This window comes from Aquisalimonas asiatica (genome assembly GCF_900110585.1).
Taxonomy (GTDB): Bacteria; Pseudomonadota; Gammaproteobacteria; order Nitrococcales; family Aquisalimonadaceae; genus Aquisalimonas; species Aquisalimonas asiatica.
In genome coordinates, this window is record NZ_FOEG01000002.1 from 316,623 (window position 1) to 338,137 (window position 21,515).

Annotated in this window: 19 protein-coding genes and 1 tRNA gene; 1 reads left to right on the forward strand and 19 read right to left on the reverse strand. The window is 65.9% G+C overall.

Annotation, left to right across the window (positions count from 1 at the left end):
• Window positions 1-2 precede the first annotated feature (2 nt).
• Window positions 3-1,028 (forward strand): hydrolase, encoded by a 1,026-nt coding sequence (locus BMZ02_RS06220; protein WP_091640974.1) that lies wholly within the window; start codon window positions 3-5, stop codon window positions 1,026-1,028.
• A gap of 66 nt (window positions 1,029-1,094) precedes the next feature.
• Here BMZ02_RS06220 and BMZ02_RS06225 read toward each other — a convergent pair whose 3' ends face one another.
• The 19 genes from BMZ02_RS06225 to nuoL form a co-directional block, all read right to left on the reverse strand.
• Window positions 1,095-1,307, reverse strand: a complete 213-nt coding sequence (locus BMZ02_RS06225; protein WP_091640976.1) for a cold-shock protein — start codon at window positions 1,305-1,307, stop codon at window positions 1,095-1,097.
• A gap of 296 nt (window positions 1,308-1,603) precedes the next feature.
• On the reverse strand, window positions 1,604-3,700 hold the full coding sequence (pnp, locus tag BMZ02_RS06230) for a polyribonucleotide nucleotidyltransferase (RefSeq protein WP_091640979.1): 2,097 nt from the start codon (window positions 3,698-3,700) through the stop codon (window positions 1,604-1,606).
• Window positions 3,701-3,740: 40 nt separating this feature from the next.
• A complete protein-coding gene (gene rpsO / locus BMZ02_RS06235) occupies window positions 3,741-4,010 on the reverse strand; it encodes a 30S ribosomal protein S15 (protein WP_091640982.1) in 270 nt (89 codons plus the stop codon).
• A 99-nt stretch (window positions 4,011-4,109) separates the two neighbouring features.
• Window positions 4,110-5,018 carry a tRNA pseudouridine(55) synthase TruB gene (gene truB, locus BMZ02_RS06240; RefSeq protein WP_091640985.1) on the reverse strand — a complete coding sequence of 303 codons (909 nt, stop codon included), beginning with the start codon at window positions 5,016-5,018 and terminating at the stop codon, window positions 4,110-4,112.
• An 8-nt stretch (window positions 5,019-5,026) separates the two neighbouring features.
• Window positions 5,027-5,404 (reverse strand): 30S ribosome-binding factor RbfA, encoded by a 378-nt coding sequence (rbfA, locus tag BMZ02_RS06245; RefSeq protein WP_091640986.1) that lies wholly within the window; start codon window positions 5,402-5,404, stop codon window positions 5,027-5,029.
• Between the two features lie 62 nt (window positions 5,405-5,466).
• Window positions 5,467-8,133 carry a translation initiation factor IF-2 gene (gene infB / locus BMZ02_RS06250; RefSeq protein ID WP_091640989.1) on the reverse strand — a complete coding sequence of 889 codons (2,667 nt, stop codon included), beginning with the start codon at window positions 8,131-8,133 and terminating at the stop codon, window positions 5,467-5,469.
• Between the two features lie 85 nt (window positions 8,134-8,218).
• Window positions 8,219-9,721 (reverse strand): transcription termination factor NusA, encoded by a 1,503-nt coding sequence (gene nusA, locus BMZ02_RS06255; RefSeq protein ID WP_091640991.1) that lies wholly within the window; start codon window positions 9,719-9,721, stop codon window positions 8,219-8,221.
• Between the two features lie 45 nt (window positions 9,722-9,766).
• A complete protein-coding gene (rimP, locus tag BMZ02_RS06260) occupies window positions 9,767-10,222 on the reverse strand; it encodes a ribosome maturation factor RimP (protein ID WP_091640994.1) in 456 nt (151 codons plus the stop codon).
• Window positions 10,223-10,500: 278 nt separating this feature from the next.
• Entirely contained in the window at window positions 10,501-11,628 is a 1,128-nt protein-coding gene (locus tag BMZ02_RS06265; RefSeq protein ID WP_091640997.1) for an ABC transporter ATP-binding protein, read from the reverse strand.
• Window positions 11,618-12,289 carry a molybdate ABC transporter permease subunit gene (modB, locus tag BMZ02_RS06270; protein ID WP_091641000.1) on the reverse strand — a complete coding sequence of 224 codons (672 nt, stop codon included), beginning with the start codon at window positions 12,287-12,289 and terminating at the stop codon, window positions 11,618-11,620. The genes BMZ02_RS06265 and modB overlap by 11 nt, the downstream gene beginning before the upstream one ends.
• Before the next feature lie 124 nt (window positions 12,290-12,413).
• Window positions 12,414-13,061, reverse strand: coding sequence for a DUF6064 family protein (locus tag BMZ02_RS06275; RefSeq protein ID WP_091641003.1), 648 nt, complete (start codon window positions 13,059-13,061; stop codon window positions 12,414-12,416).
• A 3-nt stretch (window positions 13,062-13,064) separates the two neighbouring features.
• A complete protein-coding gene (locus BMZ02_RS06280; RefSeq protein WP_091641006.1) occupies window positions 13,065-14,030 on the reverse strand; it encodes an aldo/keto reductase in 966 nt (321 codons plus the stop codon).
• An 85-nt stretch (window positions 14,031-14,115) separates the two neighbouring features.
• A complete protein-coding gene (locus BMZ02_RS06285; protein WP_091641008.1) occupies window positions 14,116-15,396 on the reverse strand; it encodes an RNA polymerase sigma factor in 1,281 nt (426 codons plus the stop codon).
• A gap of 28 nt (window positions 15,397-15,424) precedes the next feature.
• Complete coding sequence (locus BMZ02_RS06290) at window positions 15,425-15,697, reverse strand: DUF2845 domain-containing protein (protein ID WP_091641011.1); 273 nt, start codon at window positions 15,695-15,697, stop codon at window positions 15,425-15,427.
• Window positions 15,698-15,920: 223 nt separating this feature from the next.
• Window positions 15,921-15,997, reverse strand: a tRNA-Met gene (locus BMZ02_RS06295).
• Window positions 15,998-16,102: 105 nt separating this feature from the next.
• Complete coding sequence (locus BMZ02_RS06300; RefSeq protein WP_091641014.1) at window positions 16,103-16,423, reverse strand: DUF2818 family protein; 321 nt, start codon at window positions 16,421-16,423, stop codon at window positions 16,103-16,105.
• Between the two features lie 6 nt (window positions 16,424-16,429).
• Window positions 16,430-17,872 (reverse strand): NADH-quinone oxidoreductase subunit NuoN, encoded by a 1,443-nt coding sequence (nuoN, locus tag BMZ02_RS06305; protein WP_091641016.1) that lies wholly within the window; start codon window positions 17,870-17,872, stop codon window positions 16,430-16,432.
• Window positions 17,873-17,937: 65 nt separating this feature from the next.
• Window positions 17,938-19,452, reverse strand: a complete 1,515-nt coding sequence (locus tag BMZ02_RS06310) for an NADH-quinone oxidoreductase subunit M (protein WP_245753961.1) — start codon at window positions 19,450-19,452, stop codon at window positions 17,938-17,940.
• Window positions 19,453-19,524: 72 nt separating this feature from the next.
• Complete coding sequence (nuoL, locus tag BMZ02_RS06315) at window positions 19,525-21,513, reverse strand: NADH-quinone oxidoreductase subunit L (RefSeq protein ID WP_091641018.1); 1,989 nt, start codon at window positions 21,511-21,513, stop codon at window positions 19,525-19,527.
• Window positions 21,514-21,515 lie beyond the last annotated feature (2 nt).

The window sequence follows — 21,515 nt, forward strand, 5'->3', positions numbered from 1 at the left end:
CCATGACCACATCGGACGCCGACGCCTCCCCCGTTCGCCACAACCGGTTCCACGCCCCGTGGTGGCTGCGCGGCGGCCACGCGCAGACCCTCTGGGCCGGGCTGTTACGCTCCGGCCCCGACGTGCGGCTGGCCGCCGAGGTGCTTGAACTCCCGGACGGCGACACCCTGCACCTGGCCTGGGGGCCTCCGGCAGCGGGCCCGGTCGTGATCATCCTGCACGGGCTCGGGGGCTGTGCCCGCTCCCCCTATGTGCTGGGCCTGCTCCACGAGCTTGGCCGCTACGGCATGCAGGGCGTAGTGATGCAGTTCCGGGGCGCGGGAGCGCACCTGAACCGCCACCCACGCTTCTTTCACGCCGGGGAGATCGGCGACCTGGAGGCCACGGTCCACCACGTCCGCTCTGCCCTTCCCGGCCGCCGCCTGGGCGTGGTGGGCTTCTCCATGGGCGGGATCATCGCCCTGAACTGGCTCGGTCACTACGGCCGGTCGGCGGCAGCGGATGCAGCCATCACGGTATCCACACCGCTGCAACTCGGCCCGTGCGCCGACTACCTTGCCTCCGGATTCCGGCGCGTCTACGACCGGCACCTGGTTCGCGGCCTGCGACAACTGGTGCATCGCAAACAGGCGCAACAACCACTGCCCCTGCCGCTGGGTGCGCTGAAGCGGGCGCGCTCGCTGCGCCAGTTCGACGAGTACGTCACCGGCCCGGTTCACGGCTTCGCCGGCGCCGACGATTACTACCAGCGGTGCTCGCCCTATCAGCGCCTGTCGGCGATACGGGTGCCCACCCGCATCCTGCACGCCCTGGACGACCCGTTCATTCCGGCCAGCACACTGCCCTCACCGGGGCAGCTGCCACCGTCGGTGAGCCTGGAGTGGAGCGCGGAAGGCGGCCACGTCGGGTTCATTACCGGGCAGCACCCCGGACGCCCCCGCTACTGGCTGGACGAAACGCTACCCGCAATGCTCCGGGACACGCTGGCAACCGAGGCCTCGCCGATCCCGGCCTGCTCCGTCGCCTGAGCGCTTCCCACAACGCAGAAGGCCCCCATAAGGGGGCCTTCTGCCAACGCTCCTGTGGGTGAGTCCTCAGCCCACGGCGACCACGTCGTCAGCCTGCAGACCTTTCTGGCCCTCTACCACACCGAACTCGACTTGCTGGCCGTCTTCCAACGTCCGGTACCCGGTACCCCGGATGGCACGGAAGTGCACGAACACGTCATCCCCGGCCTCACGGGCGATAAAACCATACCCTTTAGCCGCGTCAAACCACTTGACCGTACCAGTCTCTCGCTCTGCCATTACTAGAACCTCTAATCACAAATCATTACGCACGGCATCATCGCCGCAAACTCACTTCGACGGGCCGGTGACTGCGATTGAGTCACCAACCCGAACACCAGCCGACAGGCAAAACCGATAGGGCGGGACGCATTGCGACGCCCGGAAGCACGGAAGCCCGGGGCAGGATTACCGAAGCAGTTTTTGATACTACGCTGCGTCCGCGGCATACGCAATAACCCGCGCCACCACTGGCCTGAACGAAAAAAACCCCGCACCAGGGCGGGGTTTTCGTTCGGTCTCGGGACCGCCGGGCGTCAGGCGCTGGCTTCGTCCACGGCCTTCATGCTGAGGCGCACACGCCCCTGGCGATCGACCTCCAGCACTTTCACCTTGACCACATCCCCCTCCTTGAGCTTGTCCGCCACGTTGGTAACGCGCTCGTTGGAGATCTGGGAGATATGCACCAGCCCGTCCTTGCCGGGGAGGATACTGACGAAGGCGCCGAAGTCCATGAGCTTGACCACGCGACCTTCGTAGATCTTGCCCACTTCGATGTCGGAGGTGAGCTCTTCCACGCGGCGCCGCGCTTCCTCGCCGGCCGCCTTGTCCACGGAAGCGATGGTCACCACACCCTCGTCGGAGATGTCGATGCTCGCCCCGGTTTCCTCGGTCAGCTGACGAATGGTGGAGCCACCCTTGCCGATGACGTCGCGGATACGCTCGGGGTCGATGCGCATGGTCAGCAGGCGCGGCGCGTACTCGGACATGTCTTCCCGCGGCTTGCCGATGACCTTGTTCATCTCGCCGAGGATATGCAGGCGGCCACCGTTGGCCTGCTCCAGCGCCTTCTGCATGATCTCGCGGGTAATCCCGTTGATCTTGATGTCCATCTGCAGCGCGGTGACGCCCTTCTCGGTGCCTGCCACCTTGAAGTCCATGTCGCCCAGGTGGTCTTCGTCACCCAGAATGTCCGACAGGACGGCGAAATCGTCGCCTTCCTTGATCAGGCCCATGGCGATGCCCGCCACCGGCGCCTTGATCGGCACACCGGCATCCATCAGCGAGAGGCTGGTGCCGCAGACCGTAGCCATGGAGCTGGACCCGTTGGACTCCGTGATCTCGGAGACCACGCGCAGCACGTAGGGGCAGTCTTCCGGCGACGGCATGACCGCTTCCACGCCGCGCTTGGCCAGCTTGCCGTGACCGATCTCGCGCCGTTTCGGGCTGCCCATGAAACCGGTCTCGCCCACGGAATAGGGCGGGAAGTTGTAATGCAGCATGAAGGGTTCCTTGCGCTCCCCTTCAATGGCATCAATGATCTGCGCGTCGCGGCCGGTACCCAGCGTAGTGACCACCACGGCCTGGGTCTCGCCCCGGGTGAAGATGGCGGAACCGTGCGTCCGCGGCAGTGTCCCCACCTCGATATCGATGGGCCGGACGGTCTCGGGGTCGCGGCCGTCGATACGCGGCTGGCCTTCGATGATGCGCCCCCGCACGATGGCCTTCTCGACGCCCTTGAATGCACCGACAACGTCCTGCCTGGTCGGCGTGGCGCCTTCCTCTTCACTGGCGAACATCTCGACCGCCTGATCCCGCAGGGCGTTGACGCGGTCGTTCCGCTCGGTCTTCTCGGCAATGCTGTACGCCTCGCGCAGCGCCGCCTCGAACTGCCCCTTGACCTGGTCCGCGAGACTTTCGTCCTTCGGCGCAGGCTCCCAGTCCCAGCGCGGCTTGCCGGCCTCGGCAGCCAGCTCGTTGATGGCACCGATCGCCTTCTGCATCTGCTCGTGACCGAACAGCACCGCGTCCAGCATGACGGACTCGGGCAGCTCGTTCGCTTCCGACTCCACCATCAGCACCGCATCGCTGGTGCCGGCAACCACGAGATCGAGGTCCGACGTCTCCAGGGCCGCGAAGCCCGGGTTGAGCAGGTACTCGCCATCCTTGTAGCCCACCCGCGCGGCGCCGATGGGCCCTTCAAACGGAATACCGGAGATGGCGAGTGCGGCAGAGGTGCCGATCAGGGCCGGAATATCGGGGTCGACGTCGGGGTTCATGGAAATCACCGTGGCGATCACCTGAACCTCGTTGTAGAAACCTTCCGGAAACAGGGGGCGAATCGGCCGGTCAATCAGGCGACAGGTCAGCGTTTCTTTCTCGGACGGCCGACCCTCGCGCTTGAAGAACCCGCCGGGGATTCTGCCAGCCGCGTAGGTCCGCTCCTGATAATTGACGGTCAGCGGCAGGAAATCCCGCTGCGCACCGGACTCGTTCTTGCTGACCACCGTGACAAGCACCACGGTATCCGACATGTTGACCATGACGGCACCGGTGGCCTGACGCGCAATGGCCCCTGTTTCAAGCGTAACGGTGTGTTCACCGTACTGGAAAGACTTCTTTACCGATTCCACAGCGACTGATCCTCTGCCTGCGGGAAATATTGCCGGCGCGTTATTTGCGCAGACCCAGCTTCGCCACGATCGCCTGGTAGCGCTCGCGGTCCTTGCGGTTGAGGTAGTCGAGCAGTTTGCGGCGCTGGTTGACCAGCTTCAGCAGACCACGCCGGGAGTGGTGGTCCTGCTTGTGGTCCGCGAAATGCTGCGTGAGGTGTGCGATGCGGCTCGTGAGCAGCGCGATCTGCACTTCCGGGGAGCCCGTATCCCCGTCCGAGCGCTTGTGCTCGTTGACAATCTCGGCTTTCTGTTCGGCAGTCAGCGACATCAAATGACTCCTGGTATTCCGTCGACTTTTTGAAGGCCCGCTATTGTAGCGGCGCACCCGAACGGCGACAAGCTAAGCACGCTTATCGCCGGAAGTTTTTCATGTGGCCATGAGACGCCGGGGCGCGATGCGTCCGTCATCCAGAACCACGCCCATCCCGAGGAACCGGTCCGGTCCGAAGACCTGAACCCAGCCACTCCCCGGTGCCCGGGGCACGAACACCGCCTGGCCCTGGCGCAGAAAGTGGGCACTGTCCGCATCCAGCGTCACCGCCGGCCAGTCCCGCAGGCCCGTTTCCGGCGGTAGCAGCAAGGCATCCAGGGCGTCCACTCCCTGTTCCGCGGCCGCCTCCACGTCGTCCATGGTGACCATGGGGTGGCCGTCGAAGGGCCCCAGCGCGGTGCGGCGCAACGCCGTCACATGGGCACCGGTTCCCAGTGCCTCGCCCAACGATTCCGCCAGGGTGCGTACGTAGGTTCCCTTGGAGCAATGGACATCCAGGGTCACGCTGGCGCCGCTGCGCTCCACGAAGTCCAGCGCGTGGATGGTGATCCGCCGCGCCTTGCGCTCCACTTCCTCGCCGCGCCGGGCAAGGCGATACAGGCGTTCACCCTGGTGTTTCACCGCCGAGTACATGGGCGGCACCTGGTCCTGCTCGCCGGTCAGTCCCTGCAGCAGCGCGGGCCAGTCCACGGTGCCCAGATCCGGCACCGGGCGTTCCTCGACCACCTCGCCCTCGGCATCGGCTGTCGTGGTCGTGGCGCCCAGCAGGCAGGTCACCCGGTAGCGCTTGTCCGCATCCAGGAGAAAGCCGGACACCTTGGTGGCCTCACCGAAGCACAGGGGCAGTAGCCCCGTGGCCAGGGGGTCGAGGCTGCCGGTGTGGCCGGCCTTGCGCGCCTGATAGACGTACTTCACCCGTTGCAGCACCTTGTTGGAGGTGCCGCCCCCGGGCTTGTCCAATAACAGGATGCCGTTGACGTTACGACGGTGCCGTTTCGCTGCCACGTGCGGGTTCAGTTGTCAGAGCTGCGTTCCTGATCCTCGTCGATGGCGCTGTCGATCAGCGAGGACAGCCGCGCGCCACGATCAAAGGATGGATCATGAATGAACTTCAGCGCCGGAACCGTGCGCAGCCGCACACGGCGGCCAAGCTCGCGACGCAGAAAACCGGCGGCGCCGTTGAGAATTTCTGCGGCCGCCTGACTGGTCTCGGCGTCCTCTCCCAGCACGGTCATGTAAACCTTTGCGTGGGCGAGATCGCGGGTGACATCCACGCCGGAGACGGTCACCGACCCGACCCGGGGGTCGCGCACGGTATCGCGGATCGTTTCAGCCAGCTCCCGCTGCAGCTGCTCCGCCACACGCCGGGTCCGGGGTGTCTGCTTGGCCATGGAATACCTCTCGGCAGGGCGGGATGAACGTGGCGACCGCCCCCGGCGGCCGCCATTCACTGTTACAGGCTACGGGCCACCTCGATGCGCTCGAAGCACTCGATCTGGTCACCGACCTTGACGTCATTGTAGTTTTTCACGCCGATGCCGCATTCGGTGCCGGAACGCACTTCACTGACGTCATCCTTGAAGCGGCGCAGGGACTCCAGCTCGCCCTCGTAGATGACGACGTTGTCGCGCAGCACGCGAATCGGGCAGCGGCGCCGCACCACGCCCTCTTCCACGAGGCAGCCGGCAATGGCGCCGAGCTTCGACGATTTGAACACGTCCCGCACGTTGGCCAGGCCGATGATCTCTTCCTTGACCTCGGGCTCGAGCATGCCGCTGATGGCGTTCTTGACCTCGTCGATCGCCTCGTAGATGACGCTGTAGTAGTGCACGTCCACTTCGTGCTCCTGGATCAGTTTGCGGGCGGCCGCATCGGCGCGCACGTTGAAACCGATCAGGATGGCATTGGAGGCAATGGCCAGATTGACGTCGGACTCGTTGATGCCGCCGACACCGGTCTGGATGACGTGCACCTTGACCTCGTCGTTGGACAGGTCCGCCAGGGACTGGCTCAGCGCTTCGGCGCTGCCCTGCACGTCGGCCTTCAGCAGGATGTTGACTTGGTTCAGCTCGTCGGACTTCATCTGGCTGAACAGCTCGTCCATGCGCGCGGCCTTCTGCTGCTGCAGCCGCTTGTCACGCTGGCGCTCCTTGCGCAGTTCCGCCACTTCGCGCGCCTTGCGCTCGTCCTTGAGGACCATGACGTCGTCACCGGAGCTGGGCAACCCGGAGAGGCCCAGCACCACCACCGGGATCGACGGGCCGGCACTCTCCACCTGGCGCCCGTTCTCGTCGAGCATGGCGCGCACGCGGCCGTACTCCACGCCGGAGAGAATGACGTCGCCCTTACGCAGCTGGCCGTTCTGGACGAGGATCGTCGCCACCGGGCCACGGCCCTTGTCCAGGCTCGACTCCACGACGATGCCGGTGGCCGGGCAGTCAGCGACCGCCTGCAGCTCCAGCAGCTCGGCCTGCAGGATGATCGCTTCCAGCAGCGCCTCGAGGCCTTCGCCGGTCTTCGCGGAGACGTGGACGAACTGCGTGTCGCCGCCCCACTCTTCGGGGATGACCTCGTGCTGACTGAGCTCCTGCTTGACCCGGTCCGGATCGGCCTCGGGCTTGTCGATCTTGTTCACCGCGACAACGATGGGCACACCCGCTTCACGGGCGTGCTTGATCGCCTCTTCGGTCTGCGGCATGACGCCATCGTCCGCCGCCACGACCAGCACCACCACGTCGGTGAGCTGCGCGCCGCGCGCACGCATGGCCGTAAAGGCCTGGTGACCCGGCGTATCCAGGAAGGTCACCACGCCACGATCCGTGGCGGCATGGTAGGCGCCGATATGCTGCGTAATGCCACCGGCCTCGGAGTCGACCACCTTGGCGCGACGGATGAAGTCCAGCACGGAGGTCTTGCCGTGGTCGACGTGACCCATGATGGTCACCACCGGCGGACGGGCCTGCTTCTCGCCTTCCGGCTCGGCAGCCTCGCTGATGACCTCTTCCTCCAGCGCGTTCTCGTTGACGATCTTCGGCTTGTGGCCCAGCTCTTCCACCAGAAGGATGGCGGTTTCCTGGTCCACGGGCTGGTTGATGGTCGCCATGACACCCTGCTTCATCATCTCCTTGATGAGCACCGGCGCCTTGACGCTCATGCGCTGAGCCAGGTCACCGACGGTGATGGACTCCGGGATTTCCACTTCCCGCACCACCGGCGCAGTGGGCTTCTCAAAGCCGTGCTGCAGCGCCTTGCCGGCGCCGGCACCACGCTCCTTGCGCTTGCCGCGTTTCCCCGGACGCGAGGAGACGTGCAGCTCGTCGCGGCTTTCGCGACCCTTCCGGCCCTTGCCCTTGCGACGGCTCTCTTCGTCGTCGTCCTGCTTGCCCTTGTCCTTCGCCTTGGTCTTCTTGCGCTTGCCGGTCGCCGTCGACTCCGCTTCCAGCGTCGCCGGATCTGCCACCGGCGGCTCGCCGGCTTCGCTGGTGTCTTCCTCGGCCGCCTCGGTGGCCGCGGCTTCATCCGCGACAGACGCGTCTTCCGGCGCGTCGTCCGCTGCCACCTGCGGTTCGGACGCCTCCCCGGGTGTCTGCTCCGTGCCGGCGGCGGGCTCAGCCTGTGCGCTGTCGGGCGCCTCGGCCTCCGACACCGCATCGGGCGCCTCTACCCCGGACTGATCCTGCGCTTCCTCGGCGCGCGCCGCCTCTTCTTCAGCGGCGAGGCGCGCAGCCTCCTCGGCTTCGCGCTCCTGCTGCTCCGCTTCCAGCTGCTTGCGCTGCGCCTCCATGTCCTCGCGCTTGACGTAGGTGCGCTTCTTGCGAACCTCGACATTGACGGTACGGGTGCTGCCGGCACCCCGCGCGCCCCGGGCGCCGCCACTGCCTGTCGAAAGCTTGATCTGGCTGGTGCTCTTGCGGCGCAGGGTCACCTTGCGCGGCCCGGACTCCTCGTCACTTCCGCCCCGCGACTTCTGCAGATAGGTCAGCAGCGTCGCCTTGTCGTCATCCGACAGCACGGACTCCGCGCCGCTGACTTCGATTCCCGCCTCGCTGAGCTGCGTCAGCAGCCGCTCGACCGGCGTACCTACCGCTTCTGCAAACTGCTTGACTGTCACTTCCGACATGCATTTCTCCCCGAATCCTGTCCAATTACCGGTGCACCCCCTGGCGCACTCCACCCTGCGGGTCCGCAACCCGCTGCACGACGGATCAGGATTCCTTCTGCTCCTGCTCGGCGAACCACGGTTCGCGAGCCTTCATGATCAGCGCTGCGGCGCGCTCGGCATCGACGCCGGTGGCCTCGACCACGTCGTCCACCGCCTGCTCGGCCAGATCTTCCATGGTCGCAACGCCCTGGGCGGCCAGCTTGCGCGCCAGGTCTTCGTCCATGCCTTCCATGCCGAGGAGGTCTTCCCCGGGCTCGCTACCACTCTCGCCACCACCGGCAATCATCTGCGTCAGCAGGGCGTCACGGGCGCGGGCGCGCAGCTCCTCGACGATGTCCTCGTCGAACTCCTCGATGTCGAGCATCTCGGAGGTGGGCACGTACGCCACCTCTTCGATGCTGGAGAAACCTTCCTGCACCAGGATGCCGGCTACTTCCTCGTCAACCCCGAGGGTGTCCATGAACGCATCCAGGATCTTCTGGGCCTCTTCCTGGCTCTTCGCCTGGGCGTCCTCGCTGGTCATGACGTTCAGTTCCCAGCCGGTCAGCTCGCTGGCCAGCCGGACGTTCTGGCCGCCACGACCGATGGCCTGGGAGAGCTGGTCCTCGCCAACGGCGACATCCATGCTGCCGGAGTCCTCATCAACAACGATGGACTCGACCTCCGCCGGCGCCATGGCATTGATGACGAACTGGGCCGGATTCTCGTTCCACAGGATGATGTCGATGCGCTCCCCGGAGAGCTCGTTGGACACCGCCTGGACACGGGAACCCCGCATGCCCACGCAGGCACCGACCGGGTCGATGCGCGGGTCGTTGGAGCGCACCGCGATCTTGGCGCGCAGGCCCGGATCGCGCGCGGCGCCGAGAATATCGATAAGCTCCTGTCCGACTTCCGGCACCTCCAGCTTGAACAGCTCGATGAGGAACTGCGGCGCGGTGCGTGAGACGAACAGCTGCGGCCCGCGCGCTTCCGGACGGACTTCCTTGAGATAGCCACGGACGCGGTCGCCGGCCCGGAACGCTTCCCGCGGAATCATCTCCTCGCGGGGAATCAGCGCTTCGGCATTACCGCCGAGATCCATGACTACGTTGCCCCGCTCCGCCTTCTTGACCACGCCGGTGAGCAGCTCGCCCACCCGGTCCTCGTAGGCATCCACGACCTTGGCCCGCTCCGCCTCGCGGACTTTCTGCACAATGACCTGCTTCGCGGTCTGTGCGGCGATGCGCCCGAACGCAACGGACTCCATGGGCTCTTCGATGAAGTCGCCGACCTGGGCATCGGGCTTGCGCGCCTGCGCCTCGGACAGATGCAGGACCTGCTCGGGGGACTCCACTTCCGCGTCATCCTCCACCACTTCCCAGCGGCGGAAGGTGCTGTACTCCCCGGTGCGACGGTCCACGCTGACGCGGACGTCGATATCGCCCGGGTGGCGCTTCTTGCTGGCCGACGCCAGCGCCGCCTCGATCGCCTCGACGATGACTTCGCGGTCAACGCCCTTTTCGTTGGAAATGGCCTCTACGACCAGCAGAACCTCTTTGCTCATGCTTGCGACTCCAGACCCGCCTGCGCCACGGCGCCCGCAGGGTTGTCAGATATCCGGTACCAGATTGGCCTTGTCGATCCTGTCCAGGGGCACCGCGTACTCGGTGCCCTCGTCCTCAATCACCACGCAGGCGTCCCGCACGCCGTGCAGCACGCCCCGAAACTTGCGCCGCCCTTCCCAAAGCCCCGTGAGCCGCAGCCGGGCCTCGGCCCCGGCAAAGCGCTCGAAATCCGCGGCCTTGAACAGCGGGCGATCCACCCCCGGGGACGAGATCTCAAGGCGGTAGGCGCCGGGAATGGGATCCTCCACATCCAGCAGACCACTGACCTGGTGGCTCACCGCTTCGCAGTCATCCAGCGCGATGCCCGCGGGCGCGTCGATGTAGACGCGCAGCAGCCCTTCGCCGCGGTTGGGGCGGTACTCCACCCCCACAACCTCGTAGCCCATGGCCACCACGGCAGGCTCGATGAGTGTGGTCAGCTGTTGCTGAATCCCGTCCATGTTCAATCCATACAAATAAAAAATGGGCCCCGAGGCCCATCCGATGCTCAGCGGCGCGCCCTATGCCTTGGGCAAGCTCCCGCTCGGTTGCGTGCTCCTGCCGCCGGCATCCGGCGGGCGGCTTCGGCGTACAAAAAAAGGCCGCATGCGGCCTCAGTCTGAAGTTGCCGAAGAAACGCCGCTCGAGCCGCGGAAGGGCAAATGCCCCGTCGATCCGCGACGTTTCGAGGCCGGGAAGATACACCTCAAGTGGCCGTGTGGTCAAGCAAAACCGGCGTTTAGGCGTCCCCGGAGAGCGGCCCCGAAGCGCCCTCGGGCACGGGCATGAGGTGGATTCCCTTGCTCAACAGGGAGACCGATGCCTCCGCCCCCGGTTCCAGCTGGTTGCGCCGCGCGGCGTGGGTTGAAACGGACAGGCGCAGACTGTCCCCGGAGTGATGGCAGCGCAGGGTCACGGACGTCTGCGCACCCATGACCACCGCTTCTTCCACCCGGCCGGTCACCGGGTTCTCCCGTTCCCCCAGCGACGGGCGGCCACGGCGATGGAGAACGATGTCCGAATCGGGGATGTACCACTGCACGCGCGTCCCTGAAGCCAGAGGCACCGGGCCGGTGACTTCCAGCGTCAGCTCGCCCCACTGCAATGTGCCGGGGTCGCCGCCGGCCACCACGACGCCCGAGAACACGTTCTGCCGCCCCAGCAGCCTTGCCACCCGCGGCGACGCCGGTCGCCGGAACAGCGCCTCGGGCGTTCCCGCCTGCAGACTCGCACCCTCGTGCAGGACGCAGATCCGGTCAGCCAGGGCTGCAGCCTCCTGGAGGTCATGGGTCACCAGCACCACGGGGATGTCGATGGTCTGCCGCAGAACGGCCAGCTCCCGCTGCAGGCGTTCGCGGGTCATCATGTCCACGGCGGAAAAGGGCTCATCCAGGAGCAGCACCCTGGGATCACGGGCCAGCGCGCGGGCGACCGCGACGCGCTGCTGCTGCCCACCGGACAGATCCCGGGGCAGACGCCCCCCCAGTCCGTCGAGGCGAACACGGACCAGAAGATCCCGGGCCCGCCGGAGCCGCTGGGCGCGACTGCCCTCATCCATTGCCAGGGTCAGGTTCTCTTCCGCCGTGAGATGGGGAAACAGGGCGTAGTCCTGGAAGACCAGGCCCACGCGGCGCTGCTGCGGGCGAAGGTCGACGCGCGATGCGGTCTGCAGCCACGTTTCGCCGTCGCACCGGATCACGCCGTCCTGTGGCCGATGCAGACCGGCAATGGTCCGCAGCACGGTGGTCTTGCCACTCCCGGAGGGCCCGACCAGGGCCAGCAGCTCGCCCGGCCCGACCGTAAACCTCGCATCCAGTGGAATCCCCCGCCGCGAACGCAGCGCGACGTCCAGGCCACTACCGCACACCGACCGCCCTCCCCTTGCCCGCGAGCCCGTACACCAGGCCGATGGCAACGAACGAGGTCACCAGCAACAGCAACGACATGGCGCCTGCCGCCTCGTCGTCGAAGGCCTGCACGCGATCGTAGATGGCGATGGCCACCGTCTTCGTTTCACCATCGATGGCACCGCCGACCATGAGCACCACACCGAACTCGCCGATGGTATGGACGAAGGTGAGCACGAACGCCGAGATCATCCCGGGCCACACCAACGGCAGCTCCACCTTGAGAAAGGTCCGCCAGCCGGACAGCCCCGAGCACCAGGCCGCCTCGCGCAGGTGCATGGGAACGGTCTCGAACGCCCGCTGCACGGGCTGGATGGCGAACGGCAGGTTGAAGATGATGGACGCCAGCACGATGCCGGCGAACGTGAAGTTGAGCCCCTCGCCGGTGGCCGCGAACCAGAGCCCGCCAATGGGCATGTCGGGACTGAAACTCACCAGCAGGTAGTAGCCGAGCACGGTGGGAGGCAGCACCAGCGGCAGTGCCACGGCCGCCTCGATGAAGCCGCGCCCGCGAAAGCGGTGATAGGCGAGCCAGCGGCCAACCAGCACCCCCACCGGCAGCAGAATCAGCGTGGTCCAGGTCGCCAGTTCCAGGGATAGCCGGAAGGCCGTCCAGTCCATAGTCACCTTGGTGAATCAGCGGGTTCAGCGGGCCAGCAGGACGGACGCGGCGGCCATGGGCGTCCTGTGGGCGACGCCGACAATGGAAACACAAAACCCGGACCGGGGGTAGAAAGGTCGCCCGCTACCGGGGCACGTACCTGACGACGGCCACCAGACTGCCTGCGAACCCTGCAGCCGCCGCGACGGCAACACCCCAGTCCGGCCACCACGCCAGCGCCATGGCGGCATAGCCGGCTGCACCGCCAGCCAGCAAGGGAACGAACGCCAGTGCGGGGACGAGCGTGCCCGGACGACGTGTGAGTAACCAGCCGCAGGTAAACACCACGGTGGGCTCCGGGCTCAGGCCCACGACACGGAAGGCGGGCCAGCCGCTGCCGAGCAGCAGATCCAGCACTGGCAGGCCAAGCAGGCCGTAGAGCATCAGCGCGCGGCCCAGCCAGGTGGTGGGGCCGACGTCGCGCCGCAACGCCGCCGCGCCACTGAAGGCGAACGCGCCAAGCAAGACACCCTGGGCGATGAACACCCACTGGAACCAGGGCGCGGCAAAGAAGAAGGGCGCCAGATGGACCCCGTAGAACAGCCCACCGACGGCGATCCAGCCCACAGCCAGCAACTGGCCCGAGACGCGGTCCAGTGGCCGGATCACGGGCAGGACCGTCGCGGCCAGAATCACGCCACCGGCGGCGAGGCAGGCCATGACGGCATACCAGTGACTGGTGTTCAGATCGGCAACGATGCTGAACAGGGCATCGAGGGAGTAAGGCAGCATGGGCTACAGCCTCTGGAGTTCTTCGAGCATGCGCTCCCGCACGCTCGCGTCCGGCACCGGCCCCCGTAGTGCGCCCATGTTCTCGCGCATGTGCTCCTCCCGGGACGTGGCCGGAATGGCGCAGGTGATGGCGTCGTGCGAGGTGATGAACTTCAGGAAGTACTGCGCCCAGTTCTCGATGCCGTAATCAGCGGCCCAGCCCGGGAGGGGTTTCCCGTTCACGCGGTCGAACAGGTTGCCGCGCTGGAACGGCCGGTTGGCGATGACGGCGATATCCCGCTCCCGCGCCAGTGGCAGCAGGCGCTCCTCCGCCTCCCGGTCAACGATGTTGTAGGTCAGCTGCACGAAATCGATGGCCTCATCGCGCATGATCCGCTCCAGCGCGTCATGGCGACGACCGTGGGACGTGGTCACGCCGATGTAGCGGATATCACCGTCGGCCCGGCGCTCACGGAGGGTCTCCAGGTGGGCCTCCCAGTTCACCAGGTTGTGGATCTGCATGAGATCGAACCGGTCCACGCCCCACAGATCCAGTGACGCATCGATCTGCTCCCTACCCTCGCCGGTGCTGCGTGTCCAGACCTTGGTTGCGGAGAACACCGGGCCGGCGTCGTCCATCTCCCCGAGCAGATCCCCCAGCACGTCCTCCGCGGTGCCGTACATGGGCGACGAGTCGATCATGCCGCCACCCATGGCGAAGAACGTGCGCAACACGTCGGTCAGGCTCTCCCGCGCGCCGTCGTCGGGGCCGACGTTGAAGGTGATGTATGTCCCCATGCCGATGGCGTTGAGGGTCTCGTCGGTGCCGGGGATGGTCTTGCGGTGCACGTCGTCACTGCCGTGAGCCGCCACCGGCGCGGCCAGCGCACCGGCCACACCCAGCCCGCGCAGGCGCCAGGCTGCCGCGGCAACGGCACCGTCCGCCATGCGCTGCAGGAACTGTCGTCGTCTGGTATCGAACGGTCTCATGGCGTGGCGCCTGTTCTGCATCACGGGTGACACTGGACACAGGGACCGTCGCGCGGCGCCCCGGGTTCCTGCCGTGGCCGCGAGTCTAGGCCAGCGCCCGTGTCAGCGCGGCAAGGCGGCGTTGCAGAAACCGCGCCTCGGGCTCCTGCTGAACCAATGCCAGGGCACGCCGGTAGGCTTCGGCCGCCTCGTCACCACGACCCAACCGCCGCAGCAGGTCCGCCCGCGCGGCGTGGGCAAGGTGATAGTGATCGAGCCGCCCGTCGGCAATGACGGCGTCCACCGCCGCAAGCCCCGCCTCGGCACCATCGCGCATGGCCACCGCGATCCCGCGGTTCAGCGCCACCACCGGCGACGGATCCAGTCGTAGCAGCAGGTCGTACAGGGCAATGATCTGCGGCCAGTCGGTCTGGTCAGGGGTGGCCGCTTCGGCGTGCACGGCAGCGATTGCGGCCTGCAATGCGTAGGGGCCGGCATGGCCACGGCGAAGCGCCTGTTCCACGCGCCTGACACCTTCGGCGATCAGGCTGGCGTCCCAGAGCGTTCTGTCCTGGTCATCCAGCAGCACGATATCGCCATCGTCGGTCGCCCGGGCTTCACGGCGGGACTCCTGCAACAGCATCAACGCCAGCAAGCCCTCCGCCTCGGATTCAGGCTCCGGTAGCAGATCCAGCAGCAATCGCCCGAGGCGGATGGCTTCGGCGGACAGATCCGCCCTGACCAGCGACGCCCCGGAGGACGCCGTGTACCCCTCGTTGTAGACCAGGTAGATCACCCGCAGGACCCCGTCAAGCCGCTGGGGCAGCTCTGCCGCCCCGGGGACCTCGTAGGGAATACCGGCGCGCCGGATCTTGGCCTTCGCCCGCACGATACGCTGGGCCACGGTGGCAACCGGCGTCAGAAACGCGCGGGCGATCTCCTCCGTGGTGAGATCGCAGACTTCCCGGAGGGTCAGGGCCACACGGGCATCCGCGGACAGCGCCGGATGGCAGCACGTGAAAATGAGGCGGAGGCGGTCGTCGGTGATGCCCTCGTCCTCTATCGCCCCGGGGTCCGCACTGCCGCCATCGGCGACCGCCCCCGGATCACCAAGCGGGGAAAACCGGCGACGCCGACGCAGGCCGTCGATCGCCTTGAACCGCCCCGTCGACACAAGCCATGCACGGGGGTTGTCCGGGAGGCCGTCACGGGGCCACTGCTCAAGCGCTGCGCGGAACGCCTCATGCAGCGCCTCCTCGGCCAGCTCGAAGTCTCCCAGCAGACGGATCAGCGTCGCGAGGACGCGGCGGGACTCATCCCGATACAACGCCTCGACCGTGCGCCGCGCGGTCGAGGCGTCCTGGTCATGAAGTCCGGAATGATCCATGGTGCGTCCCCCACGCCGGTGGGTCGGTCTACCGCAGGCGCTCGATCCTCACGACCCGTTCGCCGTGGTAGGTCACCAGGTGATCGCGACTTCCGTGCGCGCTGTCGTAGACCTCGCGCTTGCCGACGGCGGCGCCGTACTCGTTCTCCAGAACACTCGTCCGGACCGGCTCACCGCACTTGCGGTGGACTTCGGCGATATGGTCGCCGCGCTGGACCAGATCGTTGCCGCACCGCATGAAGTCGGCTGCAGCGGGGGCCACCGCTATCAATGCCAGCGTCGCGACGATGATCCGTATCATGATGACTCTCCTGCCGAACCATGACGGAAGCATGCCGTGGCTGAGGCAGGGGCGCAAGGGAGGCAACAGGGGCAAGAAAAGCCCCGATGATCGGCATGAGTGCCGCAGCTGGCGCCCCCGGATCAACGCAGTCACCACAGAACCGGGCTGTCGCGCTGAGCTGATGATCGGGGGTCTTGCGTGTTGCCGGAAAGCCGCCGAAGGACTCGGCGGCTGAATTGATTGGTAGCGGGGGCAGGATTTGAACCTGCGACCTTCGGGTTATGAGCCCGACGAGCTACCAGACTGCTCCACCCCGCAATTGACGCTGCGCATGGTAGCGCCCGGATTCGGGAAATGCAAGGCGCTTCACCATCTTTCTTAAAGCCGGCGAATCACCGGGCCGGCCGGGGCGGTTCGCCCCCTTCAACGCCGCTTGCGCAAGTAGCGGCGCAGATCATGGTAGTAGATGAACCCGGGCAGGGCGAGAATGGCGAACAGGCACAGATTGATCACCCAGAACTCCCAGTCCTGGGCATAGATCTCCCCGGTGACGCCCTGCTCCAGACCGGCCGCGATCAGGCCGGTGACACCGAACATGAGCAACCATTCAACCAGTCGCACCCACTCCCGCTTGCCCTGGGGTGGCGGCCGGAGAATGAACAGCACCCGCTCGCTCAGCCACGGGAGATTGGCCGCCACCAGGGCGACCAGCAGTAGAACGATGACACCTGCCGTAGTCCCCATGGCAAATTACCCGAACGCGGCCATGCAGATCGCCACCAGCGTCCCCGGGAACAGCCCGAGCAACAGCACGGCAAGCCCGTTGGCCGCCAGCAGGCCCTTGAAGCCTCCGGAACCCACCGGTTGAGGGCCATCACCCTCCGGCTTGTCGAAGTAGCACAGCCGGACGATGCGCAGGTAGTAGAACGCGCCGACCACCGCGCCGATCACGGCCAGCACCGCCAGCCAGATGAACCCTGCCTCCACGGTGGACTTGAGCACCAGCCACTTGGCGTAGAAACCCACGGTCCCGGGAATGCCGGTGAGCGACACCATGAGAATCAGCATCACCAGCGCAAACAGCGGGCTGCGCTCGTTCAGCCCCTTGAAGTCATCCAGGTTCTCGGCCTCGAACCCCTGGCGGCTGAGCAGCATGACAACGCCGAACGCCGCCGCCACAGTGAACGCGTAGGTCACCGCGTAGAACATCGCCGCGCCATAGCCTTCCGGCGTTCCGGCGAGAAAGCCGAGGAAAATGAACCCGATGTGGTTGAAGGTGGAGTACGCCAGCATGCGCTTGAAGTTCGTCTGCACCAGGGCAACGGTATTACCCACCAGCAGCGAGGCCACCGCCAGCAGCAGCACCATGTGCTGCCAGTCACCCTGCAGCGGCCCGAGCGCCTCGCCGATCAGGCGGATGAACAGCCCCACCGCGGCCACCTTGGACGCCGTGGCGATGAACAGGGTCACCGCCGTGGGCGCGCCCTGGTAGACATCCGGCACCCACATATGGAACGGCACCGCCCCGAACTTGAAGGCGACACCAACGATCGTGAAGATCAGGCCGAAGACCAGCAGCAATCCGCCGTCGTCCGCGGCGGCATCGGCAATGGCGGAGATCTCCAGCGAGCCGGTGGCACCGTAGAGCATGGACATGCCGTAGAGCAGCATGCCGGAGGCCAGTGCCCCGAGGACGAAGTACTTCATCGCAGCCTCGGACGCGGCCGGCGAATCCCGACGCATGGCCACCAGCGCATACAGCGACAGCGACATCAGTTCCACACCCAGATACAGCACCAGCAGGCTATGGGCGGAGACGGTCACCATCATGCCGAGGGCCGCAAACAGGGTCAGCAGATAGAACTCCCCCTGGAGCATGCCCCGGTCGCGGAGGTAGTCACGGGAGTAGGCGAACGCCAGGAACGTCAGCAGCAGAATGGCCACTTTCAGCACCGCCGCTGCCGAATCCGCGATGTAGTTGCCCGTGAACGTGGTGGCGTCAACGCCCCACTGGGTCTGCACCGTGATCACGATACCGCCGAGCAGTGCCACCTGCGACAGCCAGTAAGCGGGGGTGTGATCCCGGTCGGAGCTGAACAGGTCCACCACCAGCACCAGACACGCCATGCCCAGCATCCAGATCTCGGGCAGGGCCAGCATCAGGTTCGGTGTCTCGAAGGTGTCCGTTGTCATAGATTTCCTCAGAGCTCAAAGCCCGGCGGTGCCCACAGTTGGCGCCACCCGTATCCGTTAGCGGTTCAAAGCCCGTCCGTCACCACCTCGAGCAGGTGTGCCAGGGACGGCTCCATGATATCGATCAGCGGTGCCGGCCAGATGCCCAGCCACAGCACGGCCACGGCCAGCACGCCAAGAACCAGTTTCTCGCGGCCATCCACGTCCTCGAGTTTGTCCACCTTGTCGTTGACAACCTCGCCGTAGGCCACCCGCTTGACCATCCAGAGGGTATAGGCGGCGCCGAGAATCAGCGTCAGGCCGGCCAGGAAGGCGTACCAGAAGTTCGCCTGGAAGGCCGCCAGAATCACCATGAACTCCCCCACGAACCCGGAGGTGCCCGGCAGACCGGCGTTCGCCATGGCGAACAGAACGAACAGGCCGGCGAACACCGGCATGCGGTGGGCGACGCCGCCGTAGTCCCCGATCATGCGGGTGTGCATGCGGTCATACAGCACACCGACGCACAGGAACATGGCTGCGGAGATGAAGCCGTGGGAGACCATCTGCACCATGGCGCCCTCCAGCGCCAGCAGCGCACCTTCCGCGCCACCGGTGCGGACCACGATCTCGAAGACGATGAAGAAGCCGAGCGTCACGAAGCCCATGTGGGCAATGGACGAATAGGCGATCAGCTTCTTCATGTCCTGCTGCATCATCGCCACGAGTCCGATGTAGACCACCGCCACCAGGGACAGGGCGATCATCAGCCAGTCCAGCTCCATGCTCGCTTCGGGCACGATGGGCAGTGCGAAGCGCACAAAACCGTAGCCACCGATCTTGAGCATGATGGCCGCCAGAATCACCGAGCCGCCGGTGGGCGCCTGCACGTGGGCGTCCGGCAGCCAGGTGTGCACCGGCCACATGGGCACCTTGATGGCAAAAGCCAGCAGGAAGGCCACGAACAGCCAGATCTGCGTGCCCAGCGGCAGGCCGAGGCCGTACATGTCGAGGATGTCGAAGCTCCCGGCCTGGAACTGCAGGTAGATCAGGGCCACGAGCATCAGCACGGAGCCCACGAAGGTGTAGAGGAAGAACTTGATGGTGGCGTAGATGCGCTCGGCCCCACCCCAGATGCCGATCAGCAGGAACATCGGCACCAGGATGGCTTCCCAGAACACGTAGAAGAGAATGGCATCCAGGGCGCTGAACACGCCCACCATGATGCCTTCCATGATCAGGAAGCAGGACAGATAGAGTGACGGCCGGTACTGGATCTTCGAGCCCGCGGCGATGATCACCAGCAGGGTCGAGAACGTGCTCAGCACCACCAGCGGCATGGAAATCCCGTCCACGCCCAGGTAGTAGTTCACGCCCAGGGCCTCGACCCAGGGCGTCTTCTCCACGAACTGCATGGCGGCGGTGCCGTGCTCGAACCCGACGATCAGGCCAAGGCTGAGCACGAAGGTCACACCACTCACGACCAGGGCGAACAGCCGTGCACGGTCTGCCTTGTCGTCCCCGAGCAGGAAGATCAGAGCGCCCCCGATAATGGGCAACCAGATGAGCACGCTCAACAAGGGCCAGGAGGATTCCAACATCCGTTACTTCCTTACCAGTTCAGTCAGGTTTGGGCGCCGGCTTCCCGGCCGCCACCATGGTCCAGCACGGGCCTAGCGAAGGGTGAAGACAAACCAGGTCAACAGCACCATCAGGCCGATAATCATCACGAACGCGTAGTGATACAGATACCCGGTCTGGGCATGGCGCATGGCCGCAGCCACGCGCCCGATGGTCCGCGCCGTGCCATTCACCAGCAGGCCGTCGATCAGCCGCACGTCGCCGAGCTTCCAGAACAGCGTCCCCAGACCGCGACCCGCAGCAGCAAACCCGTTGAGGTACATCTCGTCGAAGCCGTACTTGCGCTCCAGCACACGGTACGGCAGCGGGAAACGGCGCTGCAGCTCGCCCGGCAGGTCGGGCCGCTTCACGTACAGGAACCAGGCCGTCAGGAAGCCGGCCAGCGCCAGGTAGATCGGCGGTGTCTCGAAGGCGTGCAGGATGAAGCCCATGACGCTCTCGAAACCAACGGCCGCAAGCACGTCGTTCTCCGGCAGTACGGTAATACCGTCACCGAACCAGCCGCCGAACACCATCGGCCCCACCGTGAACAGGCCGATCAGCACCGACGGAATGGCAAGCAGCACCAGCGGCACGGTCACCACCCAGGGGCTCTCGTGCAGATGGCTGCGGGTGTGCTCGTCCATGCGCTCCTGCCCGTGGAAGACCAGGAACAGCAGCCGGAAGCTGTAGAGTGCCGTGACGAACACGCCCAGCAGCACGGCCCAGTACGCAAAGGTGGCGCCGGCACGATCCGAGTGGGCCACCGCCTCGATGATGGCATCCTTGGAGAAGAACCCGGACAGGCCCGGGAAGCCGATCAGCGCCAGCGTGCCGATGAGCATGGTCCAGTAGGTCACGGGCATGTACTTCTTCAGCCCGCCCATCTCGAACATGTCCTGCTTGTGGTGCATGGCGATGATGACCGACCCCGCGCCCAGGAACAGCAGCGCCTTGAAGAAGGCGTGGGTCATCAGATGGAAGACACCGGCCGCATACGCCGACACACCCAGCGCCACCACCATGTAACCGAGCTGGGACAGCGTGGAGTACGCCACCACCCGCTTGATGTCACGCTGGACCAGGCCGATCAGGCCCATGAACAGCGCCGTCACGGCACCGATCACGAGGATGAACGACAGCGCCGCTTCCGAGAACTCGAACAGCGGCGACATCCGCGCCACCAGGAAGATGCCCGCGGTCACCATGGTGGCCGCGTGGATGAGCGCGGAGATGGGCGTCGGGCCCTCCATGGAGTCGGGCAGCCAGACGTGCAGCGGCACCTGCGCCGACTTGCCCATGGCACCGATGAACAGCAGGATCGCCGCAACCGTGACCACCGACCATTCGGCGCCACCGATGATGCTCATGGTCTGATCCGGGTTCGCCGCCACGGCGCCGAACACTTCCGAGTAATTCAGGCTGCCGAAGTAGAGCACCACGGCCGCGATACCCAGGAGGAAGCCGAAGTCGCCCACACGGTTGACCAGGAACGCCTTCATGTTGGCGAACACGGCCGTGGGCCGGTTCATCCAGAAACCGATCAGCAGATAGGAGACCAGCCCCACGGCCTCCCAGGCGAAGAACAGTTGCAGGAAGTTGTTCGCCATCACCAGCATCAGCATGGCGAAGGTGAACAGGCTGATGTACGAGAAGAACCGCTGGTAGGCGTTGGGGCCCAGCTTGCTGTCGGACGGCCAGTTGTGGTCCTCGTCCGCCATGTAGCCGATGGTGTAGATGTGCACCATCAGGGAGACGAACGTCACCACGGCCATCATCATGGCGGTGAGCTGATCCACCATGAAACCGATCTCGAAATGCAGCCCGCCGGCCACCATCCAGGTGTAGATGGTGTCATCGAACACCGGCCGCGTGCCGTTGATGAACCCCCAGAGGACGTACAGCGACAGCAGCGTGGACAGCCCCACCAGGGCGATGGTGACGCGATGCGCGCCCACGCGCCCGAGCTGACGCCCGAACAGCCCGGCGGCGATGGCGCCCAGCAGCGGGGCGAGAACGATGGCTAGGTAAAGAGTCTCCATGG

Excerpts from the sequence above, each read along its gene's own strand:
- nuoN (WP_091641016.1), bottom strand. The coding sequence starts at position 17,872 with ATGACAACGGACACCTTCGAGACACCGAACCTGATGCTGGCCCTGCCC.
- modB (WP_091641000.1), bottom strand. The coding sequence starts at position 12,289 with ATGGACTGGACGGCCTTCCGGCTATCCCTGGAACTGGCGACCTGGACC.
- rbfA (WP_091640986.1), bottom strand. The coding sequence starts at position 5,404 with ATGGCCAAGCAGACACCCCGGACCCGGCGTGTGGCGGAGCAGCTGCAG.
- BMZ02_RS06285 (WP_091641008.1), bottom strand. The coding sequence starts at position 15,396 with ATGGATCATTCCGGACTTCATGACCAGGACGCCTCGACCGCGCGGCGC.
- nusA (WP_091640991.1), bottom strand. The coding sequence starts at position 9,721 with ATGAGCAAAGAGGTTCTGCTGGTCGTAGAGGCCATTTCCAACGAAAAG.
- nuoL (WP_091641018.1), bottom strand. The coding sequence starts at position 21,513 with ATGGAGACTCTTTACCTAGCCATCGTTCTCGCCCCGCTGCTGGGCGCC.
- BMZ02_RS06275 (WP_091641003.1), bottom strand. The coding sequence starts at position 13,061 with ATGCTGCCTTACTCCCTCGATGCCCTGTTCAGCATCGTTGCCGATCTG.
- BMZ02_RS06220 (WP_091640974.1), top strand. The coding sequence starts at position 3 with ATGACCACATCGGACGCCGACGCCTCCCCCGTTCGCCACAACCGGTTC.
- infB (WP_091640989.1), bottom strand. The coding sequence starts at position 8,133 with ATGTCGGAAGTGACAGTCAAGCAGTTTGCAGAAGCGGTAGGTACGCCG.
- rpsO (WP_091640982.1), bottom strand. The coding sequence starts at position 4,010 with ATGTCGCTGACTGCCGAACAGAAAGCCGAGATTGTCAACGAGCACAAG.
- BMZ02_RS06290 (WP_091641011.1), bottom strand. The coding sequence starts at position 15,697 with ATGATACGGATCATCGTCGCGACGCTGGCATTGATAGCGGTGGCCCCC.
- rimP (WP_091640994.1), bottom strand. The coding sequence starts at position 10,222 with ATGGACGGGATTCAGCAACAGCTGACCACACTCATCGAGCCTGCCGTG.
- BMZ02_RS06310 (WP_245753961.1), bottom strand. The coding sequence starts at position 19,452 with ATGTTGGAATCCTCCTGGCCCTTGTTGAGCGTGCTCATCTGGTTGCCC.
- BMZ02_RS06300 (WP_091641014.1), bottom strand. The coding sequence starts at position 16,423 with ATGGGGACTACGGCAGGTGTCATCGTTCTACTGCTGGTCGCCCTGGTG.
- BMZ02_RS06280 (WP_091641006.1), bottom strand. The coding sequence starts at position 14,030 with ATGAGACCGTTCGATACCAGACGACGACAGTTCCTGCAGCGCATGGCG.
- BMZ02_RS06225 (WP_091640976.1), bottom strand. The coding sequence starts at position 1,307 with ATGGCAGAGCGAGAGACTGGTACGGTCAAGTGGTTTGACGCGGCTAAA.